This window comes from Methanosarcina vacuolata Z-761 (assembly GCF_000969905.1).
GTDB lineage: Archaea > Halobacteriota > Methanosarcinia > Methanosarcinales > Methanosarcinaceae > Methanosarcina > Methanosarcina vacuolata.
In genome coordinates this window covers 1,810,917-1,832,096 of sequence record NZ_CP009520.1, presented here as the reverse complement: position 1 = coordinate 1,832,096, position 21,180 = coordinate 1,810,917, and the positions used below count along the sequence as shown (strand labels likewise).

Below are 21,180 nucleotides of genomic sequence, written 5' to 3'. Positions count from 1 at the left end.
ATTTTCTTGCCTGAAAGCTATCGATTTTGCATCAGAAGGCGGCCTTGAATTTTGGCATATTTATTTACATGAAATCAATACCATGTTCCATCTCACAATCTATTACAACATTTGATAAACGTTATGGAACTGAAGACAATTTGTCACTACTTATCACTTAACCGAAGGCGCATGAAGTGCACTATACATGTCTCTTTTAAATGTATGTTTCTTTTAAATGCATGTCTCTTTTAAATGTATGTTTCTTTTAAACACAAATTTGAGGAAACGCTGCCTTGATAGGACAGTTGTGAGCATAAATAGTCCCCTGGGGCTGGTATGGAAAGGTATTAATTGGAGAAGTATGAGTAGTAATATGTGGGTAGTATAATTATTACTGAACCCCTGATAAAACCGTGAGGTGACAATGATGTGTAGTGTTGGAGACTCGTTTGATCTGGATATGGAAGGAAACTTGCCGGTTAAAGACTATGTATGTAAAGACTGTGGGAACAGATTCAAAGGCATTGGCAAAAATGTGACATGCCCTTCCTGCCAGTCTAAAAATGTAGCAGAATCCTGATAATTGACTGAATTTTTAAAATACTTATTTTAACATGAAAGAATCTAACTCTTCTAAAGACATTTCACTGAAGGACAGTGAAATGATCCTCCTGCGCGGCACAGCAGGAACAGTGGCTATTGTGAAAGCGGGTCCGCGTGGGCAGTTCTTTCTGGAAACCGAGAACGAAGAAATTGTACTCGGACTTGAACCCCATGACCTGATTGTTGCTTCTGCGCTATCTGTGGATGAGAAAACTGAAAAAGGGCTTAAATGCGTTCTTTTTATGATCCGGGAAATCAAGTCCCCCTTGATCGTTCTTCCAAAGAACCACCCTGCATCTCCAAGGCTTCCAATTGTAGTGTCGGCCGGGCAAAAAACTGTCCTGAGCTGCAATATCACTCCTGGCACGCACCCGAATCAGGACGTACTTTGCGGTTCAAATGAGTTTGACAGTCTTGAGGTAACGGGAACACTTGAAGGCGTACATATTGAAAATCTTCCAGAGTGTGAGATATTAAAAGTTAACTTTGATATCTGACCCGAATATTTCTATAGATACAAAAAATAGGGTTTTTGAGGCCCTCCGCTTCATATAACCGTTTTGGTTGGCTTTATATAGTGATTTCTGAGCTAGTAACCTTGATCTGTAGTGAGTTTAATTAACTCTCTCCACGCATTTTTTAGTATAGCTGGTAGTTTATCTTACAAGCCCCAATGGTGTTTATTTTTCGAGTAAATAATGTAATTGAGAGTTCTATGGCAACTCACATTTCGATTTTTGATACTTTTGTGTAATTTCAAATCACAAAAGTATAATTATGGCAGTAATCCATTAGCAAAATGGCCAATATCAAGTGATTACTATTCTAGTTTGGCAGGGAGTCGGAATGTCAGGTATCAGGTGAGTCATAACTTGATTTTCACGACACTAGCTATTTTTATTTATTGTAAATTATGGTCAAAATCGCGTTTCTTTGAAAGAAAAGTCAAAGAAGCAATTTTGCGTTTTGGGACCAGCTCAATAAGAATAAGTTAGTTGACCAGTTTTATTACCTGAAAATTGTGGTAGTTTTTATACTGACCCTCTCCAATTTAGTAATACAATTAAGAATTATAATAACATTAGGTATTATTAATTTAAAGAATAGTGTTAAATAGAAGTTCACCATATATATCTTTGTTCAAAAGGCAAAGAAAAAAACTCCTAAATCTATTAATTGAACTTGAGACTGTAAATTCCTCACCTGTAATAACAAGCAGGTGGGGAGTTCCAGGCCCAGTGGCTGAAAACCTATCTGAAAAGTCAACAATGTCATATCGCAAAAGTTATGATAAGTCTATAATGTCCAGGCACTGAGGTGTTATAAATATGCAGAAGACGACATTGCCTGAATGCGTTTATGGTGATCTGAATAAGTTTATATCTACATGTTATTCCAAACATTTACCACACCCTTTACTTATTGCTCAAGCATTTTGTTTGAGGTTCCAGGAGCATGGGAAAAAATATAGTCTTTCTACCATAACTGATAATGTAGAATACATTATAAATAACTATCATTGAGCGGATCCCAAAACGCAAAATTACTTTTCTGAATATTGTATTATGGACTATCAATAGAACTTCTTATCCTGAAAAACGCACATGATATTCTTCGAATAACATGCACAATCAACGAAAGTGCTTGCAGATGGCAGTACTTTCATGTTAAATAATTCTGAAAACTCTTACTGATGTGGAAATAAATTTGTTTTGAGATGAAATCATTAAATAATTAGATAGAGTCGTAAAAGTAGCTAATAGTTAGCCATCGAAAGAATTTCAGCGCAAAATTTATTCCCCTCCAAAAAACTCTTCAATTTTCGGGAGTATTTTCATGAAAAATCGGAATTACCTGGAGTTGCATTGATATTTAGCATAAAAGTTCTTTCGCGTACTTTCATTTCTTTGTGCCTGTGATTATAAGAATTTCATGTGCGTTTTTTATGTAGTTGGAAACCCATTTAATTTGAAGAGGATACTCTTTGGCTTTTCGTCATTCCCTATGGATAAGATGATTTTCAATTCAAGACCATTGATTTTATGAGGAGATTATGAGGATATCCACACAAAACAACGGAGAGCCAAAAACTGTGATTCACAGCCCTTCATCCGGAATGATATTCCGAAGATAACCTGAATTATCAGATAAAAGTGGTCATGACCGGCAGTGCAGCAGAAGACGAAAACCTGCAGACACATATCCGGAACAAAAGCCGCAGAATGAAATAACCCTTTAGCAACAGGTTTACCCGCGAATTAGATGTACTATATCGATAGACGCTTCTTAAGGAATTTAAATAGCAAGCCATATTTTTGTTTATGAGTGTAAAGAAACAACCACCAGCCAGGACAGGTACCGGCTGATGTCCAGGAATGAATATTCTACCTGTAAAGAGAATGCCGACGTTTAATGGTGATTTCTTATGGAAAACAATAACGATCTCAATCGCATGGTCAACGATCTCATCAAAAATATATTCAGCGATGCGCTGAATGTCTCCTTGAAGAAACCTGCCATGGCTGCCTTTTTCGTCAGGGCCACGATGGCACAGAAAAAGGCGGCCTCAATAAGGCAGAAAAACGAGGATAAGGGGCTCCACGTGCCTCCAGTGATGATACTCAGCGTTACCAACAAATGTAACTTGCACTGTGTGGGCTGCTACTCACGGCTCGTCCCCCGCGAACAAAAACCTGAAATGAGCACAGCCAGTCTGACGAGCGTACTACAGCAGGCGAGTGAGATGGGCGTTTCCATTGTGTTAATTGTAGGCGGAGAGCCACTGACCAGGCCAGACATATTCGATGTTACTAAAAACTTTCCGGATATGATCTTCACATTATTCACGAATGGTACCCTCATCGATGACGCTGTGCTTGAACAATTCAAGGAACAAAAGCATGTTATCCCGATACTCAGCATGGAAGGCCAAGAGAACATGACGGACCTGCACAGGGGTGACGGTGTTTACGGCCGGTTGATGAAAGACATGGCGAAACTTCACGAAAGAGACATCTTCTTTGGCGTATCACTCACTGTCACCCAGTCAAATTACGAGACCGTCACGGACAAGAGCTTTGTTAAGCTCATGCGGGAGTACGGCTGCAAAGCGTTTATCTATGTCGAGTATAACCCTGTCATGAAAGGTACGGAGGACTGGGTGGTTACAGATTCGCAACGAGACGAGATCCTGACTAAAATGGCTGCCTTCAGAGCAAGCCAGCCGGGCGTTTACATCGGGTTCCCAGGTGATGAAAAGGCCTTTGGAGGCTGCCTTTCTTCAGGAAGAGGCTTCCTCCACATAAGCGCCTCTGGAGATGTCGAGCCTTGCCCTTTCGCTCCGTACTCTGAATGCAGCATTCTGGACATGCCGCTGAAAGAGGCTCTCAATTCCAGATTGTTCAAAGCACTGAGAGAGAATCGTGATAAGCTCATGGAATCAAATGGGGGATGTGCACTCTCAAAGAAGCCAGAGTGGGTGAAATCTCTTTTGGACTAAAAGACAGGTGAAAACATAACAATGTTTGCAATTATGGGAAGCTTGAAAGAAAAGGAGAGTGATTAAAAGGTTGTACAGTAAACCGCGCAAGAATCACAGGGCAAAAAGAGAGATACGTAAATGAAAGAAATTAGATAGACAAAATACGAATCACCGTTTCGTCTTCAGCTCATACAGGCGATAAGATTTGTTGAAAACCTTTTTTAGGAATTTTCATAAGTTATTAACACATGCATGAAGAATGAAAAACTTTCATTATTTTTTGTCTTTTTATACTGATATGGGCAATGAATATTGTTTATATTTTTGGGCATTGATTCAGTTGAAGAAACTATAATTACTCTACATTGGTCATCTGGTAAGGAATTTTCTTGCCTGAAAGTTATCGATTTTGCATTAGAAGCCAGCCTTAAATGTTGGCCTATTTACATGAAATCGATACCTGTTCCAGCCCATATTATAAAATATTTGACAAATATTGTGGAAATTGACGTAATTTGTCACGATTCCTCACTTAACCGAAGACGCATGAAAATATATTATATCTTTGAGAAAGAGATACTCTGAAGGAAAACTAAAAGTTGCTGGATTACATATAGAATTACATACAGATATTGAAAGTAATAATTATTGTAAAAAATAAACTTAAAGAAATAGTATTGCTTAGGACTATTAGGTTATTAAATGGACTCGGCGGGATTCGAACCCGCGGCCTTTACGTTGCGAACGTAACGATCTTCCCCTGATCTACGAGCCCAAGAAAGGAGAATATGAAAAGACTGTTTTCCGGACACATTGTCCGGGTCTCTTCTCCTCTTAAATACGATAGACATCCACAACCTGGACGTTTTCAACGCCGGAAACTTTTGCAAAGGCTTCTTCTGCAGGCTCAGTTCCGCCTTCTTCATCATCAACGATTAATGTTACAATCAGAGCCTTCAAACCAAAAGCGATAGGCTCTTCAACAATATCTCCGTGAAGATCCGCCCCTGCTGGAATTACGCCCTTTATCTTCTCTTTCAGCTCTACAAGGTCAGTATCAACGCTTTCTGGCATAATTTTAATCTTTGCTGCAACGTCACCCATTATGATTCCTCTTATACTTTTATCTGATCTTTTTGACCGAGTTTTATTCCATTCACATTTTCGGCATTAATCTGGTTCGAGATTATTGCAGAATCAGGGTGCCTTGTATCCGCATTTGGGGCAGGTGTATACGTTACCCTGCTGCCTGCAGCTTCCACATCTTCCGATTTCTGATCCGCACTGCGGGCAGGGAAACTTTACATAACCCTTTTCCACGAGGCGAATTCCGCATGAAGTACAGTATTCAACTTTTTGTGCTGACATTTTTTTTCTCCTTAATGGTTACTTTAAATTAATAGTTACTTCAAATAGTAAATTTTGTAACGAGTTGCCGGTGAATCAGGCGCCTTCCTTAAGCATCGAGCTTCTGCTTTTCCGGGCACCTTTGTTAACATTAGCAGATTTAATGAACTGAATTTAATTAATGCTTTTGGACACGCTGTGCTTCTTCTGCCCTAGTCATATACGATATACGATTTAAATATTCCCCTTTACCACAGTACCGAGCACAGACTTCCCATACACGGCCTGAATTACCCTATCCGAAGATTTACCATTTACAATCAGGCACCCCATTCGGTTTTTCAGAAGAAATTCCGGCAGGGCAGAATCAATACAGCTTTCACGACTTCCTCCATAGCTGGCAACAGAAACTTCCCTGACTAATTTCCCATTTCTGAATATACCGTCCACATCCGTGGCCTTTATTAAGGTTGCCCCAATCTGCTTTGCAACCCATGCCGCGATAGTATCCGAGGTCACATCCCAGCTATGAGGCAGAGGATCCTCTGTTCTCAAGAGCCTGTATGGGAAAAGAACAGATACACCCTGGGGCAGACTGGCTATCGAATCTATCCCCCGTGCGCGGCTTTTATCCTTAAGATAACAAGCATACTGCTCCATACCCAGTATAGCCATCCAGTGAGCTGCATCCGCACTCAGCGAAAAGCTTTCATCAGTTTTCCTTACAGCATCAGCAAAAATGCCTCCTCCGGGCACTATTAGAATGGAATAAGAAAGTCCTTCGGATGCACACGCTTCCTCTGGAAGTTTCGGGATTCCTGAGCCAAATTCCTTTACCAGCCTGTCTACAAGCTCGGGAGCCTCTTTGATAAGGCTTCCCCCGATTTTAATTACCACTCTCATAGTTCTTCCTTTCAGGCAACCGTTGACCCGAAACCGTTGACCCGAAACCGTTGCGCCGGTTTATCACGCCGATAGGGTTCGGGGATAAGGTTATCAGACTCAAACGGTTCTTGGGGTTTTCGGTCAAGCCTTTTTTGAAAAGGGTTGCGGTCAAACCTTTTTTGAAAAGGGTTGTGATCACGTCGATAGGGTTTGGGGATAAGGTTATCAAATTCAAACGGTTCTTGGGGTTTTCGGTCAAGCCTTTTTTGAAAAGGGTTGCGGGCAAGCAGTTTTTTGAAAAGGGTTGTTTTTAAAAAGGCTTGCAGGAAAGCAGCCTGGCAGCCGCATACGCCGGAAAGACTTTTGAGATTTCTTCTCCCCAGCGTCCGGATACTGAGATGCATTCGAAACCAAGCCGCTCTGCAGCTTCCTTTATAAGGAACTCACCAAGACCTGCAGCTGCGATTCTTTTAAGCCCGTTTCTTTCTGCAACTTCGGAAATGGCCTCAGCCAGGACAGAGATTTGTTTTTCCTTTACCTGGGATGCAATTTCGTAGATGTCTTCTTCCCGGATTTCGGAAAGGTCAGCACAGACCAGCCTTGCAAGCCTGCGCATAGCATCGGTTTTGCTCCTGCCTGCTCCATCAGCGGTCTCGCATGTGTACATATTTTCATCAATTTTTCCAAGCAGGAGATAGGCGTCCGCAGTTGTAGCAAAGAGTTCGGAAGCTGTCCTGCACCAGCCCTTTTCAAGTTTTACTTTTTCTAAAAGTGCGGCAAGGTTTGTCCGGAGGGTGCCTGCATACACGAGCTCACTTCTGACCAGCCGCTCAAAGTCAGTAAGCCCGGCTTTATGTTCTCCTGACAGGATAGGGATAATATCGCTTGTGGTACTTCCCACATCCACAAAAATACAGTCTCCTATCTCTTCTCCTATCAACCTGGCTGAAGCCGCCCAGTTGGCAGCAGCAAGTTCCCTTAGATCGTCAGCTTCGCTCTGGAACCTTCCCAGACTGTTTATATAAGACACATTTGAGATCCCAAAGGCAGAGTTGACACATGACATTATAAAGCGGATGCCCTGTTCCTTGTCCTCAAAGCAGTCCGCAAGTTCACCGGTCATAACAATAGCAACCTTTTCGGGCTGCAGCCGCTGTGCGATTTCCTTTAAAACTTCCGGAAGCCGTGTATTCTTCCAGAGGGGCAAATAGTGCAGTTCTACAATAGTTCCGTCCGAGGAGGCAAGTTTAGTATTCGCTCCTCCAATATCAAGCCCGATAACTTTAGAATTCATTTTTGAGCCCTTTATCATGTTTTTTCAATCTGTTCTCTATCTTTCAAGCCTCTGGCTTTCCAATCTGTTCCCTATCTTTCAAGCTTCGGCTTTTCAATCTGTATTCTACCTTTCAAGCTCTTCCGAAAAGCTCGCCCAACGCATCTTTTGAAAAGCGGTATTCGCCCTCAATATGTATAGAGTCCGGAAGTTCTCCAAACTTATTTTTCAAAAGCAGGTCTCCAATTTCCTCCCGCATAACGCGGTTAATTCCGAAAAGCGAGGCTGTGGGCCTGGGGTTTACATCCACTACATACGGAAAGTCCGCAAGTATGATGTCTACACCCACATATCCAAAACAGTCAAGGCATTTGACTGTGGAGATCGCGGTTTCATAGAGTTCATCTTGCCTTGGAGTCTGGTAAGGAGTAAGGCTTCCATTATATTTTATGCCGGAAACTCCTGTTTTCTCATTTTCTATGGTTTCGGCTTCTTTTTTGCCAAACTCTATAAACTGGCAGTTTACAGTAAGAGGAAGCGGTTTTTTTCCTGCGATAAGGCTTACGCTCAGAGTTTTTCCTTCAACATACTCGCTTGCAATAAATTCTTCGTTGTCCTCAAACTCCGTGACAAGGTATGTTGCTTCTGCGCCGCAGCCGAACCTGGGCTTTGTAACATACTTTTTACCTTCTTCAGCCTTTTTTGCAATCTCAGGGGCTTTAATTCCGGCTTTCGCCAGGATTTCCGTACACATCAACTTATCAGCGCAACAGGCTGCCGACTGAGGCGAACAGCCCAGGTTTACGGTATTTTCTTCAAGGACTTTATTCAATTCGGGAAGCATAGAATCAGGTGCAATAATCAGCCCTGCATCACAGTCTTTTGCTTTTCTCTCGATTACCTGCATGAAATTTTCAGCTGTAGATTCAATGCACGTGCCTGCGCAGATTTTCGTACCTGCTGAAGGATAGTATACCTCATGCCCAAGACGAACAAAGCTTTCCGCGAGGGTTTTTAGCATGGCAGCTCCCTCCGGGATAAGGGACTTTTCAATGTCCGTGCCGACAGCAAATTCTGCAATCAGGATTTTCATCGGAAAGGAAAAACTCGGGAACTTATTTATTACTTTTTGTTCCAAGCCTTTTCAAAAAAGGCTTGAGCGAAAACCCCAATAACCGTTTGAGTCTGATAACCTTATCCCCGAACCCTATCGGCGTGATAAACCGGCGCAACGGTTTCGGGAAAGCAATTTTTTGAAAAGGCTTGCTAAAAATGAAGTTGAGTATGTAAAAGTTTATATAAATTATACAGTTTATACCATAAAGTTAAACATTGAAAAACATAAAGGTGCCTGGTACTATTAACAGCATAAACCCAAATACTCAGTCGATCTTTGAAAACCCGTTTGTCAAAACCCTTACCATTGCGGTTTTCATGGGTATATTCCTGGTTGATATGGGGCTTGGGCTCTTTGAGGTTTTTTCCACAAAAGAAAGTCCATTGCCCTCCGCAGTTGTACTTTTGATTTTTGCAGTAATGTTTATTGCAGGAATGGTTTTTTATGAAAAGCATGGACTTGACACCCTGAGTTCCCTTGTAGGAGGAGCTCTTGCAGGCTTTGGCTTTTCCTTTGTGTTTGTGTCGCTTGTAGGCGGCGTACAGTTTGCACTTGGAGGAGGAATCTCAGCCATCGGGTGGGATCAGGTGATTTCAGCAGTTGCGGCTTCCATGATTGCAAGCGTCGTAATGCTCAAAGCACTCTTTTATAAACTTCAAAACCACTTATACTGATTTTTCTTTTTCTTCTCTTTCTTGAGTAATATGTATCATTAACCGTTCGAAAACTATTTATAGAATTACAAACAATCACAGATCAGGACGAGCGAAACCGTTGTACTTACTTGATGGGGTTCGACGAATGAAAATATTCAATAAAGAAAAGAATAAGGATTCTAACGAAGATGCCCAGGCTGGGGCTGAAAATTCTGAAGCCCAAAACTCTGGTTCTTCGGCGGAAGAGATTAATGAAGCACGGGAAAACCCCGAAGAGGCTTCTGCCAGTTCGGAAGCTGAGAAAAGTCCTGAAGTCAGGTGCCAGGAGGAGAAACAGGTTCTCATGGATAAGTATTACCGGCTTGCAGCCGACTTTGACAATTTCAGAAAACGGACCGCCCGCCAGATGGAGGAAAACCGGAAAGCTGTGCTTGAGCAGGTACTTCTTGACTTTCTTGAAGTAACGGATAATTTTGATCGCGCCCTTAACTCTGCAAAGACTGCAGATGATATGAGCTCAATCGTCAGTGGAATAGAACAGCTTTCAAGGCAGTATTTCTCAATCCTCGAAAAATACGGACTTGAGAAGATCGAAAGTGAAAAAGCCAGTGAATTTGACCCTCACAGGCATGAGGCAATTCAACATATCGAGACCTCTGAAGTCCCGGACAATACTATAGTAGAGGTTTACAAAACCGGATATGTTCTTAACTCTAAAATTATCAGGCCTGCTATGGTCTCAGTGGCCAGAAACCCTGATGAGGCCGAGAAATAAAGGAGAAAAATCTTACTCCTTAATTCAGGCATACTTACTCTCTAATTAAACTGAACATAATTAAACTGAACTGAACATAATTAAGCTGAACATAATTAAGCTGAACATAATTAAGCTGAACATAATTAAGCTGAACAGCTTTACTATAACTTTACCAGATAACTTAATTAATAATTTAACTTAATGATTTATCTAAATATTTTGTAACTTTATAATTGAATGAAAACTTTAATTGAATAATTTAATCAGGTAATCTAGTGAGGATAAAACATGGCAAAAATACTGGGTATTGACCTTGGTACTACGAACTCATGCATGGCAGTAATGGAAGGCGGGGAAGCTGTCGTGATCCCAAATGCCGAAGGCGCCAGGACAACTCCGTCAGTAGTCGGATTTTCCAAAAAAGGAGAGAAACTTGTAGGCCAGGTTGCAAAGAGGCAGGCCATTTCGAATCCTGAAAATACTGTTTATTCCATTAAAAGGCATATGGGAGACGCCAATTACAAGGTGACTCTTCAGGGAACGCAGTATAAGCCGCAGGAAATTTCCGCAATGATTCTGCAGAAGCTCAAAACCGACGCAGAAGCTTATCTTGGAGAAACTATCAAACAGGCTGTTATTACTGTTCCTGCTTATTTCAATGATGCCCAGAGACAGGCTACAAAGGACGCAGGGGCAATTGCAGGCCTTGAAGTCATGAGAATTATCAATGAGCCAACTTCCGCATCCCTGGCTTATGGTCTCGATAAGGGGGATATAGAACAAACAATTCTTGTCTACGACCTGGGAGGCGGAACCTTTGATGTATCTATTCTCGAACTTGGAGGCGGAGTCTTTGAGGTGAAATCCACAAGCGGGGACACTCACCTTGGAGGAGACGACTTTGACCAGCGTATAGTTAACTACTTACTTACTGAGTTCAGGAAAAACGAGGGAATTGACCTCTCCAAAGACAAAGCTGTACTCCAGCGCTTAACCGATGCTGCGGAAAAAGCCAAGATCGAGCTGTCCGGAGTTGCAAGTACAAATATCAACCTTCCATTCCTAACAGTTGGTCCTGATGGCGAACCAAAGCACCTTGATACCGACCTTACAAGGGCCCAGTTCCAGAAGATGACTGAGGACCTCCTTGAAAAGACCCTCGTATCTATGCGCCAGGCCCTCAGTGATGCAAAGCTCACTCCAGGTGATCTTGATAAAGTGATCCTCGTCGGAGGCGCCACAAGGATGCCTGCAGTTGTCGAGCTTGTGGAAAACTTTACAGGCAAGAAACCCTACAAGAACATCAACCCTGATGAAGCCGTTGCAATCGGGGCAGCTATCCAGGCCGGTGTGCTCGGGGGCGAAGTCAAAGACGTCCTGTTGCTTGATGTCACTCCTCTGACACTAGGAATAGAAACGCTCGGAGGTATAGCAACCCCACTTATCCCGAGAAACACGACAATTCCGACCAAGAAAAGTCAGGTCTTCTCAACTGCTGCTGATAACCAGCCTTCAGTAGAGATTCATGTCCTTCAGGGAGAAAGGGGAGTTGCCTCCGAAAACAAGACTCTCGGCCGCTTTACTCTTGACGGTATCCCACCAGCTCCAAGAGGCATCCCACAGATTGAAGTTACCTTTGATATCGACGCAAATGGGATACTGCATGTAGGTGCAAAAGACCTTGGGACCGGTAAGGAACAGTCCATTTCCATCCAGAAGCCGGGTGGGCTCTCGGATGACGAAATCGAGCGCATGGTCAAAGATGCGGAATTGCATGCCGAAGAAGACAAAAAGCGCAAAGAAGATGTCGAGACCAAGAACAATGCCGAAGCCCTGATCAATGCTGCGGAAAAGACTTTGAAGGATGCCGGAGATGTGGCAACCGAAGACCAGAAGTCAAAGGTAACTGCCGCAATCGACGACCTTAAGAAAGCTCTTGAAGGTAAGGATAGCGAGGCCATAAAGTCAAAAACCGAAGCTCTTCAGGAAGCGGTATATCCAATCTCCACTGCAATGTACCAGAAAGCCCAGCAGGCTCAACAGGCTGCAGGCGGAGCAGGAAATCCTGATGCAAAAGGTCCTGATGACACAGTCGTTGACGCTGATTATGAGGTAGTTAACGACGAAAAGCGTAAATAAGGAAAAACCAAGTAATAAAACAGGCCTGGAGATTCTCAGGCCTTGCCGGAAACCTGCTGCTACAGGCTCCGGAGCTTTATCTTTTTTAAAATAACAGGGAATCCTGATGGCCACAACACGTGATTATTACGAAATTCTTGGATTATCCAAAGATGCCTCACCTGAGGATATAAAGAAAACGTACCGAAAACTTGCGCTAAAGTATCATCCTGACAGGAATAAGGAAGTCGGGGCTGAGGATAAGTTCAAGGAGATCTCCGAGGCTTATGCCGTTCTTTCAGATGATGAGAAAAGGGCTCAGTACGACCGCTTCGGACATGCCGGAATAAACGGGCAATACAGCGCAGAAGATATCTTCCGAGGTGCAGACTTCGGCGGCTTCGGGGATATATTTGAAATGTTTTTTGGCGGCGGGGGAAGCAGAAGAGGTCCTATGGGACCGAGAAGAGGTTCCGATCTCCAGTATGATCTTTACATCACCTTTGAGGAGGCAGCTTTTGGAGTCCGTAAAGATATCGACATCCCTAGAACAGAAAGATGTTCTAAATGTTCCGGAACCGGATCCAAACCCGGAACAAGTCCGAAGCGCTGTCCCACATGCGGAGGCACAGGGCAAATCCGTACTACTCGCTCCGGATTGGGTATGCAGTTTGTAAGCACCACCACCTGTAGCACCTGTCACGGCAGGGGCCAGGTTATTGAATCTCCCTGTCCGGTATGCAGCGGTACAGGCAGAGTCAGAAACACAAGGAAGATAACAGTAAACGTGCCTGCTGGAGCCGATTCAGGCATGAACCTGAGGCTCAGTGGAGAAGGAGATTCGGGAGAAACCGGGGCTCCAGCCGGAGATCTTTATGTTGTGCTTCATGTGATGGAACACCCCTACTTTAAGAGAGTTGATTATGACGTAATTTCCGAGCTTCCTATCTCCTTTGCCCAGGCTGCGCTCGGGATGGATGTAATGGTCGATACCCTACATGGAAAGGTCAAGATGAATATCCCTGCAGGCACCCAGACCCACTCCGTATTCAGGCTTAAAGATAAAGGGATTCAGCACCTTCACGGGGGTAAAAAAGGCGACCAGCTCATCAGGGTTGTAGTCAAGACTCCGACAAAGCTTACTCACGAGCAAAAAGAGCTACTCCGTCAGTTCGAAGACCTGAGCAGCAGTAAAAATCCTGAAGGAAATCAAAACGGCAGGACTGAGAGATCTACGGAGAAAAACAAGAAAAACAAAGGATTTTTCGAAAAAGTAAAGGATGCCTTTGAAAATTAAAAGCGGCTTTTAGCCCCTTTTTTATCATTTTAGAGGCATCTTTTTCTTTTTAATTGTCGTTCTTCTATACTACTTTTTTCTTTACTTTATCTTATTTTCTCAAGATTCGTTTACTTTTGTATTTTGTTTCTTGCTGTAAATATTTGAAAACATTTATATAACTGTTTAATTTTAGAATTTTAACTTGTGGTTATATCCCAGTTGTATTCATAAAAGCCTGGATCGTACAAAATTCTGTATGCAAAACATTTAACTTCGAGAGATGGTCAACACGCCGATTAATATTATCAAAAACAGTTTATTGAGCTGCGTTTTACAGTTTCATTTTATCGGTGTGCTCTCAACTTTCTCTAGTTATATAATATTCGTATCTATTTATCTCGTGCCTGTTCTTTTTATCCGCCAGGCCCCACAGTATAAGGTTAGTTAAAAACAGTTTTTTTGAAGGTGTGCTATGAAGGTTATAATTATCGGCGCAGGGGAAGTAGGTTATCACATCGCAAAGGCTCTTTCCCCCAAAAACGATGTAATAATTATTGAAAATGCTGAAGAAGCGTCAAAACGGGCAGATGAACTTGATGTGTTTGTTATCGAAGGAAATGGAGTAAATGCTGAGATCCTATCAGATATCCTTCAGGGTACTGATTTGCTTGTAGCTGTAACCGGTATAGATGAGGTTAACATTGTAGCCTGCATGACAGCAAAGCTGATTACCCGGGGAAAGCCCGGATGGAAGGAAACTAAAACTATTGCCAGAGTCAGCAATCCGGATTATATTGATTCGCCTGTAACCTCAAGGTCTCAGGTTGGAGTCGATCTCATGATCTGCCCTGAACTTTCACTTGCATCCGAAGTTGCTGAGATCCTGTCAAGTCCATCCGCGATAAGTGCCGAAATGTTTGCCGATGGAAAAGTCCGGATGACTGAGTTTGCAATAAGTCCTGAAAACAAACTTATAGGAAAACAGATTAAGGACCTAAGGCTTGCCGACTGCTGCATTGTCAGTGCAATTTTTCGAGAGCATGAGATAATTATTCCTCATGGAAGCGACATAATTAAGGCAAACGACCATATGGTAGTTGTGGGTAAACCTGAGACTATGGAAGGGCTAGGCAGTACTTTAGGTAGCAAGGTACCCCACAAAAATAGAATTCTTCTGATAGGCTGCGGCATTGTAGGATTTTATCTCGCCAAACTGATAGACAAAGAAGAGAATGCCGACCTTAAAATTATCGAGTACAGTAAAAGCCGCTGCATAGAAGTGGCAGAAATGCTGGAAAATGCTCTTATTTTAAATGGAGACGGCACCGATATCAGTCTACTCAGGGAGGAAGGCATTGAGAACATGGATGTTGTTATCTCGGTTACGGACAGCGATGAGAAAAATCTCCTGTGTTCCCTTCTTGGAAAGCAACTGGGTGCAAAGAAAGTGATTGCCAGGGCTGACCGCTCGGACTACCTGCCCCTCTTTGAAATGGTCGGCATAGATCTGGCAGTCAGTCCCAGGGAAGCAACTGTAAACGAGGTACTCAAGCTTACAATGGGCAGAGGAATACAAACCCTGACGACCTTTGAAGGCGAAAAGGCAGAGATCATAGAGTATACGGCTTCCGAGAACTCGAAAATTGTCGGGAAACCTCTAAACAAAGTCAAGTTCCCAAGGGGAGCTCTCGTCAATATAGTGGTTCGGGGAAAAGATACTATAGTCCCGAGAGGGGACTTCGTCATTGAAAACCAGGATAGAGTGGTCATCTTTTCCATGGCTTCTGCAATGTCGGAGATAGAAAAGTTTTTCAGATGAACTTTAAAAGGCAGGTGGTTTCTTATAGATAACAAGGCAGTCTTTAATGCATTAGGGAAAATTCTATTTCTTCTGTCTTTTACAATGCTTGTTCCTCTTTTAGTAGCTTTTTACTACCGGGAACCTCTTGTACCCTTCATTGTCTCTTTTTTCATAACCCTTATTTCGGGCTTGCTTCTCATGCGGTTTAAAGGCCGTGAGGATTGGCAGCAAAAGGAAGCGCTTTCCATTGTAGCCTTGAGCTGGCTTGCAGCAGCGGTTTTCGGAGCTATTCCTTTTCTTTTTGAAGGGGTCTCTTTTATTGATGCGGTTTTTGAAACAATGTCGGGTTTTACTTCAACGGGTTCTTCGATTCTTGTAAATATTGAGAGCTATTCAAGAGGGCTTCTTTTCTGGCGTTCTTTCACCGCCTGGCTTGGAGGAATGGGGATTATTGTACTTTTCATAGCAGTTCTACCAAAGCTTGGAGTTGCCGGCCGCCAGCTATTCAGGGCCGAGGCACCTGGTCCGACTGAAGATAAGCTGAAGCCAAGAATCCGGGAAACTGCAAGAATTCTGTGGACGCTCTACGTTCTCATTTCTGCTCTTGAAGTTGTGGCTCTGGTGCTCGGAGGAATGTCCCTTTACGATGCTCTCAATCATACCTTTGCCTGTATGGCTTGCGGGGGATTTTCTACATACAATGCAGGAATAGAAGCTTTTCACAGCCCTGTTATTGAATTTATTCTTACATTTTTCATGTTTGTTGCGGGGGCAAACTTTGCCCTTTATTACCGGGTTATTCGTGTTAATAAGTTTGTTCTCTTTCGAGACGAGGAATTCAAGGCCTATTCTTTTTATATCCTTGGTTTCACAGGTTTACTGACATTGGTTCTATTCAAAGATATGGGATTTTCTCCGTTCAATTCTTTCCGTTATGCCATATTTCAGATAACCTCTATTATGACAGCCACTGGTTTTGCTTCAACTGATTTTAATAGGTGGAAAGATTCGGCAAAAATTCTGGTTCTTTCAGTCATGTTTATCGGGGGATGTGCAGGTTCTACAGGTGGAGGCATGAAAGTTGTACGCTTTATGCTGATGTTAAAATACGCAAGGAGAGAACTCTTTAAATTTGTTCATCCCAGAGTTGTTAAACCTATCCGCTTTAATAATAAAGCAGTGCCGGATGACATTTTGCAGTCAATACTCTCTTTTGTTGTGCTTTATATAGGTGTTTTTGTCGTAGGTACAGTGCTTCTAACACTACTGGGAGTTGACATGGTAAGCTCGGCTACGGCTTCGATAACGACTCTCGGAAACATAGGTCCGGGTTTTAACATTGTCGGGCCTATGGCAAACTTTGAATCAATCCCATCACTGGGAAAAATCATTCTTATCAGTAATATGTGGGTAGGCAGACTTGAGGTTTATACCGTTCTTGTACTCTTTACAAGGGAGTTCTGGCACTCATGAAGAGAATTGTGGAATACAAAAAGGAGTATTACAAACTGCTGATAAGCGACGAAATAGGATATCTCCCATTTGATGAAGAAGGAGCTTACTGTTTGTTTTAGTTGACATTAAGACGTTATGAAAAGAATTCGACCATCTTTCATCGAATAGTCATATGGAGAATGAGGAGAGATATTTAGGAATGATTCAAGTATAATATCAAGGCATTTGTTGCCAAGAATCATTATTGTGATAATGAAATTATAGATCAATTCCTGAACTGCAAATTTGAAGTTACATTTTTATCATTCCTATGTCGTTACTGGAGTTTTCGCTCAAGTCTTTTTTAAAAAGATTTGCAGGCAAGCAGTTTTCCGTTTTTGATCAAACTCTTTTTAAAAGTTTGTAGTCGTAACTATCTTAGTAATTTTGCATATTTGTTTATAGAATAATCTTTTCTATTTGAGACTTCAGGGTACAATCCTCAGTCGTTATGTTATAGTTTCAGTCATTATGTTATAGTTTCAGTCGTTATGTTATAGTTTCAATCGTTATGTTATAGTTTCAGTAGTTTTGTTAACTCAAGTGTTAAATGTCAACTTATTGTAAACGGAAACATTTATCATAAAGTAAACAATATGATTCGATGCTGATTTGTACCAAACCAATGGTTAACAATAACGGACTTTACCTGCTATTCACTAAAAAAATTGCAAGTATAGTAATAAATCCACTAACGTATTCAGTAAGAAATTCAGCAGCGTATTTCATAGTAAGTTCAACACTCAGTTCAGCGGTAAACTAAGGTCTGAGCTGTACACAGTGAGGATTCATTTCATGAGTAAAAAAACCGTTTTTCCAAAAGTAATGTGCACCCAGCATCCGGACTCGGCGTCAAAATATATTGCGACGCAGGAAGAGCCAGGAGAAGCTATAGAGGCTGCACAGATATTCGGCTGTGATGAGTATATGCCGGATTATGAAGGGAAGGCAACTCCCTACCATCAGAATGTCCAGATTGTATCAAAATTCATAGAAGAAACAGACCTGACCCCAGGAAAAGATATTTTTATTACTCCTCGAGCTCCGAGTGCGGTTCAGGAAAACCGGTTCAGGCAGCTCATGGTTATGATGTCAATTGCTGAGGCTAATTACAATGCCCTTGAATACTCGGATGTCCAGGCGATCAGCGAATTCGTGCATCCCATGACAGACAGCGTCAGGGAAATTATTGGAGCTCAACAGCACATGGTAGACGTAAGTGAGCTTGCAAAAAAGGAATTTGGTTTCTCAATGGAAGTCCCTCGCATAATTCCTCTCATAGAAGATGCTCCTGCGCTGCTGAATGCAAAAGAACTTGCAGAAAATACGATTCTTTCCTGGAAAGAACACTTCGGGACAGTCCCTGAGAAATTCCGGGTGTTTCTGGGTAAATCCGACTCTGCTCTTTCTTTTGGGCACATTGCGAGCACGCTTTCATGCAAATACGCAATAAACGGAATCTGCGAACTAAATTCCGAAATAGGCACCCAAACTGGCATTATATTCGGAGCAGGAACACTGCCTTTCAGAGGACACCTGGACCTGAAGAATGCAGAGAACTTTTTCCGGGAATACCGTGGGGTTGGAACCATTACTCTCCAGTCCGCGCTCAGGTACAGCCATAAAAAAGGAGACGCTGAATCCCTTGTAAAACTTGCAAAGGCCAGGCTACCTGAAACGCCTGAACTCTTTTCTGTCGAAGAAAAAGAAGAAATAATAAACCTCATTGGGATATTTGGAGCAAGCTACAGCAGGATTCTCAGGCAACTGGCTCCTGTGATAAACAGGATAGCTGACCTTCTCCCACAGCAGCGGGATCGTCTTATGCACAAAGGTACAGGCGGCTATTCAAGAAGCGCTCCTGATATCTCAGGCATGGTTAAACTCTGCCGTGCCGATATCGGAAAAGAGCTTGAAGCCAGTATGCCTGCTGAAGACCTTCAGCTTCCAAGGGCAATCAAGTTTACAGGCGCTCTTTATTCCATAGGTCTGCCTCCGGAATTCATAGGGACAGGCCGTGCTCTTGAAGAAGCTCGGGAAAAACTCGGAGAAGCTGCCTGTGAAAACTTGCTTACAAAATACTTCCCCTCCCTTGCAGGTGACCTGAAGTTTGCATCAGGATATCTGGATCTCAATGTGGCTTCTCGCTTCCTATCCAGGGAATGCCTGAAGGAGGTCCGCAAAGATATAGATATCCTGCATGAGGTCTTTGATCTTGAAATCAGCCCCGAACCTTCATACCGCATCCTGGTAGAAATGATGCAGCCTGACCTCCTGCAGGCCGGAAGTAAAGGAAATTGTATGGACGAGGAAGTTTCCCAGCTTGTATGCTCGACCCTCACCAAAATGGGAAAAATAAGAAAGGCCCTCGGTTAAGTAATTCTGGCTCCGATCGATTGATTCTTTCTTTTTTTTCTTTCTTTTTTTCTGTATTTTTATCGCCTTTCGGTGCTGCTGGCCTTCGACCTCACTTCTTATCAAAATTTGCCACTGGTCATTGACTTTTTCCGTGGTATTGTCCTCGTTTGAGCTGCTTTTTGAAGGTATAGGAGTTTTAGCTATTTCTGGAACAGTAATATTGGTAAGATCGTTACAGAGATTCTTACTATTGGTACTGGAGTTTTAGCTGTTTCTGGGACAGTAATATTGGTAAGATCGTTACGGAGATTCTTACTATTGGTACTGGAGTTTGTAATATATATATACTAAGGAACTGTCACAAAATCAAATTGCGAGCGGCCACCCAACCCTAAACAGGCTGTCCGGAAATTATTGGAAGTAATAAAAAAGTTCTAAAAAAAAGCAAATAAAGCCTTTAAATCAAAAAAAAGGGAATTATTTTATTACGAAGGGTAGTTGTAGGACAGGCTGTAAAGAATGGGTTATTCGTGACCCTCTGCGCTCCCTTTGTAATAAAAGGGCAGGACTTAAAGCCCTGCTCTTTCAACTATTGTGTCTGCTACTTTTTTTGCGTCTTTGAATGGAAAATCTGCTGGAGTAAGCAATTTTCCTGCTTCTCCTGCAGTAACTTCAAGGTTGCCCGACCTGCATGTAGTATCTGCACCTGCAGGAAATGCAGCAAGCAGTTCTTCAGGGGTATTTATAGGAAACTTTGCATCTTTAAGGCCTGCAACGATCTGCCCGTGAATATCATCTTTTACAGTCATTTTTACTCCTCATATTTTGCTTTTTTCTCAACTTTTATTCCGTGTTTTTTATATATTCTTTGTCTGACATTCTGGATCTTTGCAGTTTGATTTCCCCGGAGAATTCATTCTACACTCTGTTATTGGCAGGTTATTGATATATACTTAATCGGCACTGAAATATAGTTAATGCATTCAACTGTATTACTACACCTGAGTTGCTAATTTTAACCAGATAGTGCTTAAAAAATGGAAAGTTGCGAGGTTGAACGCTGCAAAACTGAGGATCAAAAATACCTGAGTTTAAATAGTCATCTCTGTTTTTTCTTTTCTTTCCATGAGATCGTTCTTTTCAGGTTTCTGCTTTGAGGAATTTTGAAGTGGATAATTTTGAAGTGAAGAATAAATTTCGTTTAGACCCTGAAGTATTTTGAAACCTTTCTCAGTAATCATATAATCTCCCCTCTCGTGCTGTTGTAGAATCAGCCCGCTTTCCATAAGTTTCTGGAGATGGAAGAGCAGATTTCCTCCTCTGAGGCCCGTAAGTTCGGAAAAAGCAGAAAAACTTTTCATTTCGAATGCTACTGCTCTGAGAATTTCCAGACGCTGGGGGTTTGAGACCGGCTCAAGGATTTCACTCATAACTACAGAGGTTTTAAGAGCAGAAATATTCGGTTTCTGTTCCTGGTTGTTAGTATAAATCCTCATAGAGCGCATAAGGTTCACCTGTTTTACCAGAAGGCTCGATACTTCGGAAAAGCATTTCTCACATTTGTTGTAAGGAGCTTCGCATCTCAGTTCCTCCAGTTTTTTTCGGTTGTCCGATATTGATTTGTCATCTACTCTATTTTTCGTTATAAGCCCTGCATTTTGCTGCAGAAGAGCCGTAAATGCAGAAGTACATTTTTGCTTTTCAGGGTATTTTTTTACCATGTTCTGTTCAAGACCGGAATCGATGTCTTCGAAGAGGTGATTGAGAAGAGCATTTGAATACTCTTGCCTGGACCTTTCAATAGCAGCTTCTAAACGCAGCCTGCTGGTAAATTCCATCACTTTTTTAATGTCATTGTGCATTTCAGAAAGCTTTTCTCTAATAGCTTTTACTTCCCCCAGCTCCAGGTCATCGGATATTGTCAGGGCCTCAGGAGAACCGTTCTCACTTCCGCTTTTCATACTTTTAGATCTTCCTGCCTTGTTTTTAAAGTTTTTGCTACGACTTTTAGAGTCACCAGGATGTATAA

At 42.2% G+C, this 21,180-nt stretch carries 18 protein-coding genes and 1 tRNA gene; 10 read left to right on the top strand and 9 right to left on the bottom strand.

Features of this window, described 5'->3' with window-relative positions:
• Positions 1-406 precede the first annotated feature (406 nt).
• The 3 genes from MSVAZ_RS20170 (at position 407) to MSVAZ_RS07670 (ending at position 4,084) form a co-directional block, all read left to right on the top strand.
• Entirely contained in the window at positions 407-562 is a 156-nt protein-coding gene (locus MSVAZ_RS20170; protein WP_156150995.1) for an FmdB family zinc ribbon protein, read from the top strand.
• A gap of 34 nt (positions 563-596) precedes the next feature.
• The gene (locus tag MSVAZ_RS07675) at positions 597-1,082 is read left to right on the top strand and encodes a hypothetical protein (RefSeq protein ID WP_048119918.1); all 486 of its coding nucleotides are present in this window, start codon (positions 597-599) and stop codon (positions 1,080-1,082) included.
• A gap of 1,928 nt (positions 1,083-3,010) precedes the next feature.
• Positions 3,011-4,084, top strand: a complete 1,074-nt coding sequence (locus MSVAZ_RS07670) for a radical SAM protein (RefSeq protein WP_048119916.1) — start codon at positions 3,011-3,013, stop codon at positions 4,082-4,084.
• Positions 4,085-4,769: 685 nt separating this feature from the next.
• On the opposite strand, the gene MSVAZ_RS07665 is transcribed toward MSVAZ_RS07670, so the two are convergent.
• The 7 genes from MSVAZ_RS07665 to MSVAZ_RS07640 all read right to left on the bottom strand — a co-directional run bounded on the left by MSVAZ_RS07665 (position 4,770) and on the right by MSVAZ_RS07640 (position 8,664).
• Positions 4,770-4,841, bottom strand: a tRNA-Ala gene (locus tag MSVAZ_RS07665).
• 59 nt (positions 4,842-4,900) lie between these two features.
• The gene (locus MSVAZ_RS07660) at positions 4,901-5,170 is read right to left on the bottom strand and encodes an elongation factor 1-beta (protein ID WP_048119914.1); all 270 of its coding nucleotides are present in this window, start codon (positions 5,168-5,170) and stop codon (positions 4,901-4,903) included.
• 93 nt (positions 5,171-5,263) lie between these two features.
• Positions 5,264-5,434 carry a zinc finger domain-containing protein gene (locus MSVAZ_RS19405; protein WP_011308351.1) on the bottom strand — a complete coding sequence of 57 codons (171 nt, stop codon included), beginning with the start codon at positions 5,432-5,434 and terminating at the stop codon, positions 5,264-5,266.
• A gap of 213 nt (positions 5,435-5,647) precedes the next feature.
• The gene (locus tag MSVAZ_RS07655) at positions 5,648-6,316 is read right to left on the bottom strand and encodes an amino acid kinase family protein (RefSeq protein WP_048119912.1); all 669 of its coding nucleotides are present in this window, start codon (positions 6,314-6,316) and stop codon (positions 5,648-5,650) included.
• Positions 6,300-6,584 carry a hypothetical protein gene (locus MSVAZ_RS20165; protein ID WP_157206038.1) on the bottom strand — a complete coding sequence of 95 codons (285 nt, stop codon included), beginning with the start codon at positions 6,582-6,584 and terminating at the stop codon, positions 6,300-6,302. The genes MSVAZ_RS07655 and MSVAZ_RS20165 overlap by 17 nt, the downstream gene beginning before the upstream one ends.
• A gap of 24 nt (positions 6,585-6,608) precedes the next feature.
• Entirely contained in the window at positions 6,609-7,592 is a 984-nt protein-coding gene (locus MSVAZ_RS07645; RefSeq protein ID WP_048123796.1) for a hydantoinase/oxoprolinase family protein, read from the bottom strand.
• Between the two features lie 112 nt (positions 7,593-7,704).
• Complete coding sequence (locus MSVAZ_RS07640) at positions 7,705-8,664, bottom strand: ATP-grasp domain-containing protein (RefSeq protein ID WP_048123795.1); 960 nt, start codon at positions 8,662-8,664, stop codon at positions 7,705-7,707.
• Between the two features lie 239 nt (positions 8,665-8,903).
• Between MSVAZ_RS07640 and MSVAZ_RS07635 the strand changes: the two genes are divergently transcribed.
• The 7 genes from MSVAZ_RS07635 (at position 8,904) to ppcA (ending at position 19,169) form a co-directional block, all read left to right on the top strand.
• Entirely contained in the window at positions 8,904-9,362 is a 459-nt protein-coding gene (locus MSVAZ_RS07635) for a heat-shock protein (protein WP_084626095.1), read from the top strand.
• 127 nt (positions 9,363-9,489) lie between these two features.
• Entirely contained in the window at positions 9,490-10,119 is a 630-nt protein-coding gene (gene grpE, locus MSVAZ_RS07630) for a nucleotide exchange factor GrpE (RefSeq protein WP_048119907.1), read from the top strand.
• Positions 10,120-10,389: 270 nt separating this feature from the next.
• Complete coding sequence (gene dnaK / locus MSVAZ_RS07625) at positions 10,390-12,240, top strand: molecular chaperone DnaK (RefSeq protein WP_048119905.1); 1,851 nt, start codon at positions 10,390-10,392, stop codon at positions 12,238-12,240.
• A gap of 106 nt (positions 12,241-12,346) precedes the next feature.
• A complete protein-coding gene (dnaJ, locus tag MSVAZ_RS07620; RefSeq protein WP_048119903.1) occupies positions 12,347-13,516 on the top strand; it encodes a molecular chaperone DnaJ in 1,170 nt (389 codons plus the stop codon).
• 454 nt (positions 13,517-13,970) lie between these two features.
• On the top strand, positions 13,971-15,317 hold the full coding sequence (gene trkA, locus MSVAZ_RS07615) for a Trk system potassium transporter TrkA (protein WP_048119902.1): 1,347 nt from the start codon (positions 13,971-13,973) through the stop codon (positions 15,315-15,317).
• Positions 15,318-15,341: 24 nt separating this feature from the next.
• Complete coding sequence (locus MSVAZ_RS07610; protein ID WP_048119900.1) at positions 15,342-16,772, top strand: TrkH family potassium uptake protein; 1,431 nt, start codon at positions 15,342-15,344, stop codon at positions 16,770-16,772.
• An 816-nt stretch (positions 16,773-17,588) separates the two neighbouring features.
• Positions 17,589-19,169: a phosphoenolpyruvate carboxylase gene (ppcA, locus tag MSVAZ_RS07605; protein ID WP_048119898.1), complete on the top strand. Its 1,581-nt coding sequence runs from the start codon at positions 17,589-17,591 to the stop codon at positions 19,167-19,169.
• Positions 19,170-19,720: 551 nt separating this feature from the next.
• Here ppcA and MSVAZ_RS07600 read toward each other — a convergent pair.
• Both MSVAZ_RS07600 and MSVAZ_RS07595 read right to left on the bottom strand, forming a co-directional pair.
• Positions 19,721-19,960, bottom strand: a complete 240-nt coding sequence (locus MSVAZ_RS07600; RefSeq protein ID WP_048119896.1) for an MTH865 family protein — start codon at positions 19,958-19,960, stop codon at positions 19,721-19,723.
• Between the two features lie 282 nt (positions 19,961-20,242).
• Positions 20,243-21,112, bottom strand: a complete 870-nt coding sequence (locus MSVAZ_RS07595) for a winged helix-turn-helix domain-containing protein (protein ID WP_048119894.1) — start codon at positions 21,110-21,112, stop codon at positions 20,243-20,245.
• Positions 21,113-21,180 lie beyond the last annotated feature (68 nt).

What these genes read in the sequence shown, in the direction of transcription:
- ppcA (WP_048119898.1), top strand. Translation starts at nt 17,589, where the DNA reads ATGAGTAAAAAAACCGTTTTTCCAAAAGTAATGTGCACCCAGCATCCG.
- trkA (WP_048119902.1), top strand. Translation starts at nt 13,971, where the DNA reads ATGAAGGTTATAATTATCGGCGCAGGGGAAGTAGGTTATCACATCGCA.
- grpE (WP_048119907.1), top strand. Translation starts at nt 9,490, where the DNA reads ATGAAAATATTCAATAAAGAAAAGAATAAGGATTCTAACGAAGATGCC.
- MSVAZ_RS07640 (WP_048123795.1), bottom strand. Translation starts at nt 8,664, where the DNA reads ATGAAAATCCTGATTGCAGAATTTGCTGTCGGCACGGACATTGAAAAG.
- dnaK (WP_048119905.1), top strand. Translation starts at nt 10,390, where the DNA reads ATGGCAAAAATACTGGGTATTGACCTTGGTACTACGAACTCATGCATG.
- MSVAZ_RS07675 (WP_048119918.1), top strand. Translation starts at nt 597, where the DNA reads ATGAAAGAATCTAACTCTTCTAAAGACATTTCACTGAAGGACAGTGAA.
- MSVAZ_RS07660 (WP_048119914.1), bottom strand. Translation starts at nt 5,170, where the DNA reads ATGGGTGACGTTGCAGCAAAGATTAAAATTATGCCAGAAAGCGTTGAT.
- MSVAZ_RS07655 (WP_048119912.1), bottom strand. Translation starts at nt 6,316, where the DNA reads ATGAGAGTGGTAATTAAAATCGGGGGAAGCCTTATCAAAGAGGCTCCC.
- dnaJ (WP_048119903.1), top strand. Translation starts at nt 12,347, where the DNA reads ATGGCCACAACACGTGATTATTACGAAATTCTTGGATTATCCAAAGAT.
- MSVAZ_RS19405 (WP_011308351.1), bottom strand. Translation starts at nt 5,434, where the DNA reads ATGTCAGCACAAAAAGTTGAATACTGTACTTCATGCGGAATTCGCCTC.
- MSVAZ_RS07600 (WP_048119896.1), bottom strand. Translation starts at nt 19,960, where the DNA reads ATGACTGTAAAAGATGATATTCACGGGCAGATCGTTGCAGGCCTTAAA.
- MSVAZ_RS07645 (WP_048123796.1), bottom strand. Translation starts at nt 7,592, where the DNA reads ATGAATTCTAAAGTTATCGGGCTTGATATTGGAGGAGCGAATACTAAA.
- MSVAZ_RS20170 (WP_156150995.1), top strand. Translation starts at nt 407, where the DNA reads ATGATGTGTAGTGTTGGAGACTCGTTTGATCTGGATATGGAAGGAAAC.
- MSVAZ_RS07670 (WP_048119916.1), top strand. Translation starts at nt 3,011, where the DNA reads ATGGAAAACAATAACGATCTCAATCGCATGGTCAACGATCTCATCAAA.
- MSVAZ_RS07595 (WP_048119894.1), bottom strand. Translation starts at nt 21,112, where the DNA reads ATGAAAAGCGGAAGTGAGAACGGTTCTCCTGAGGCCCTGACAATATCC.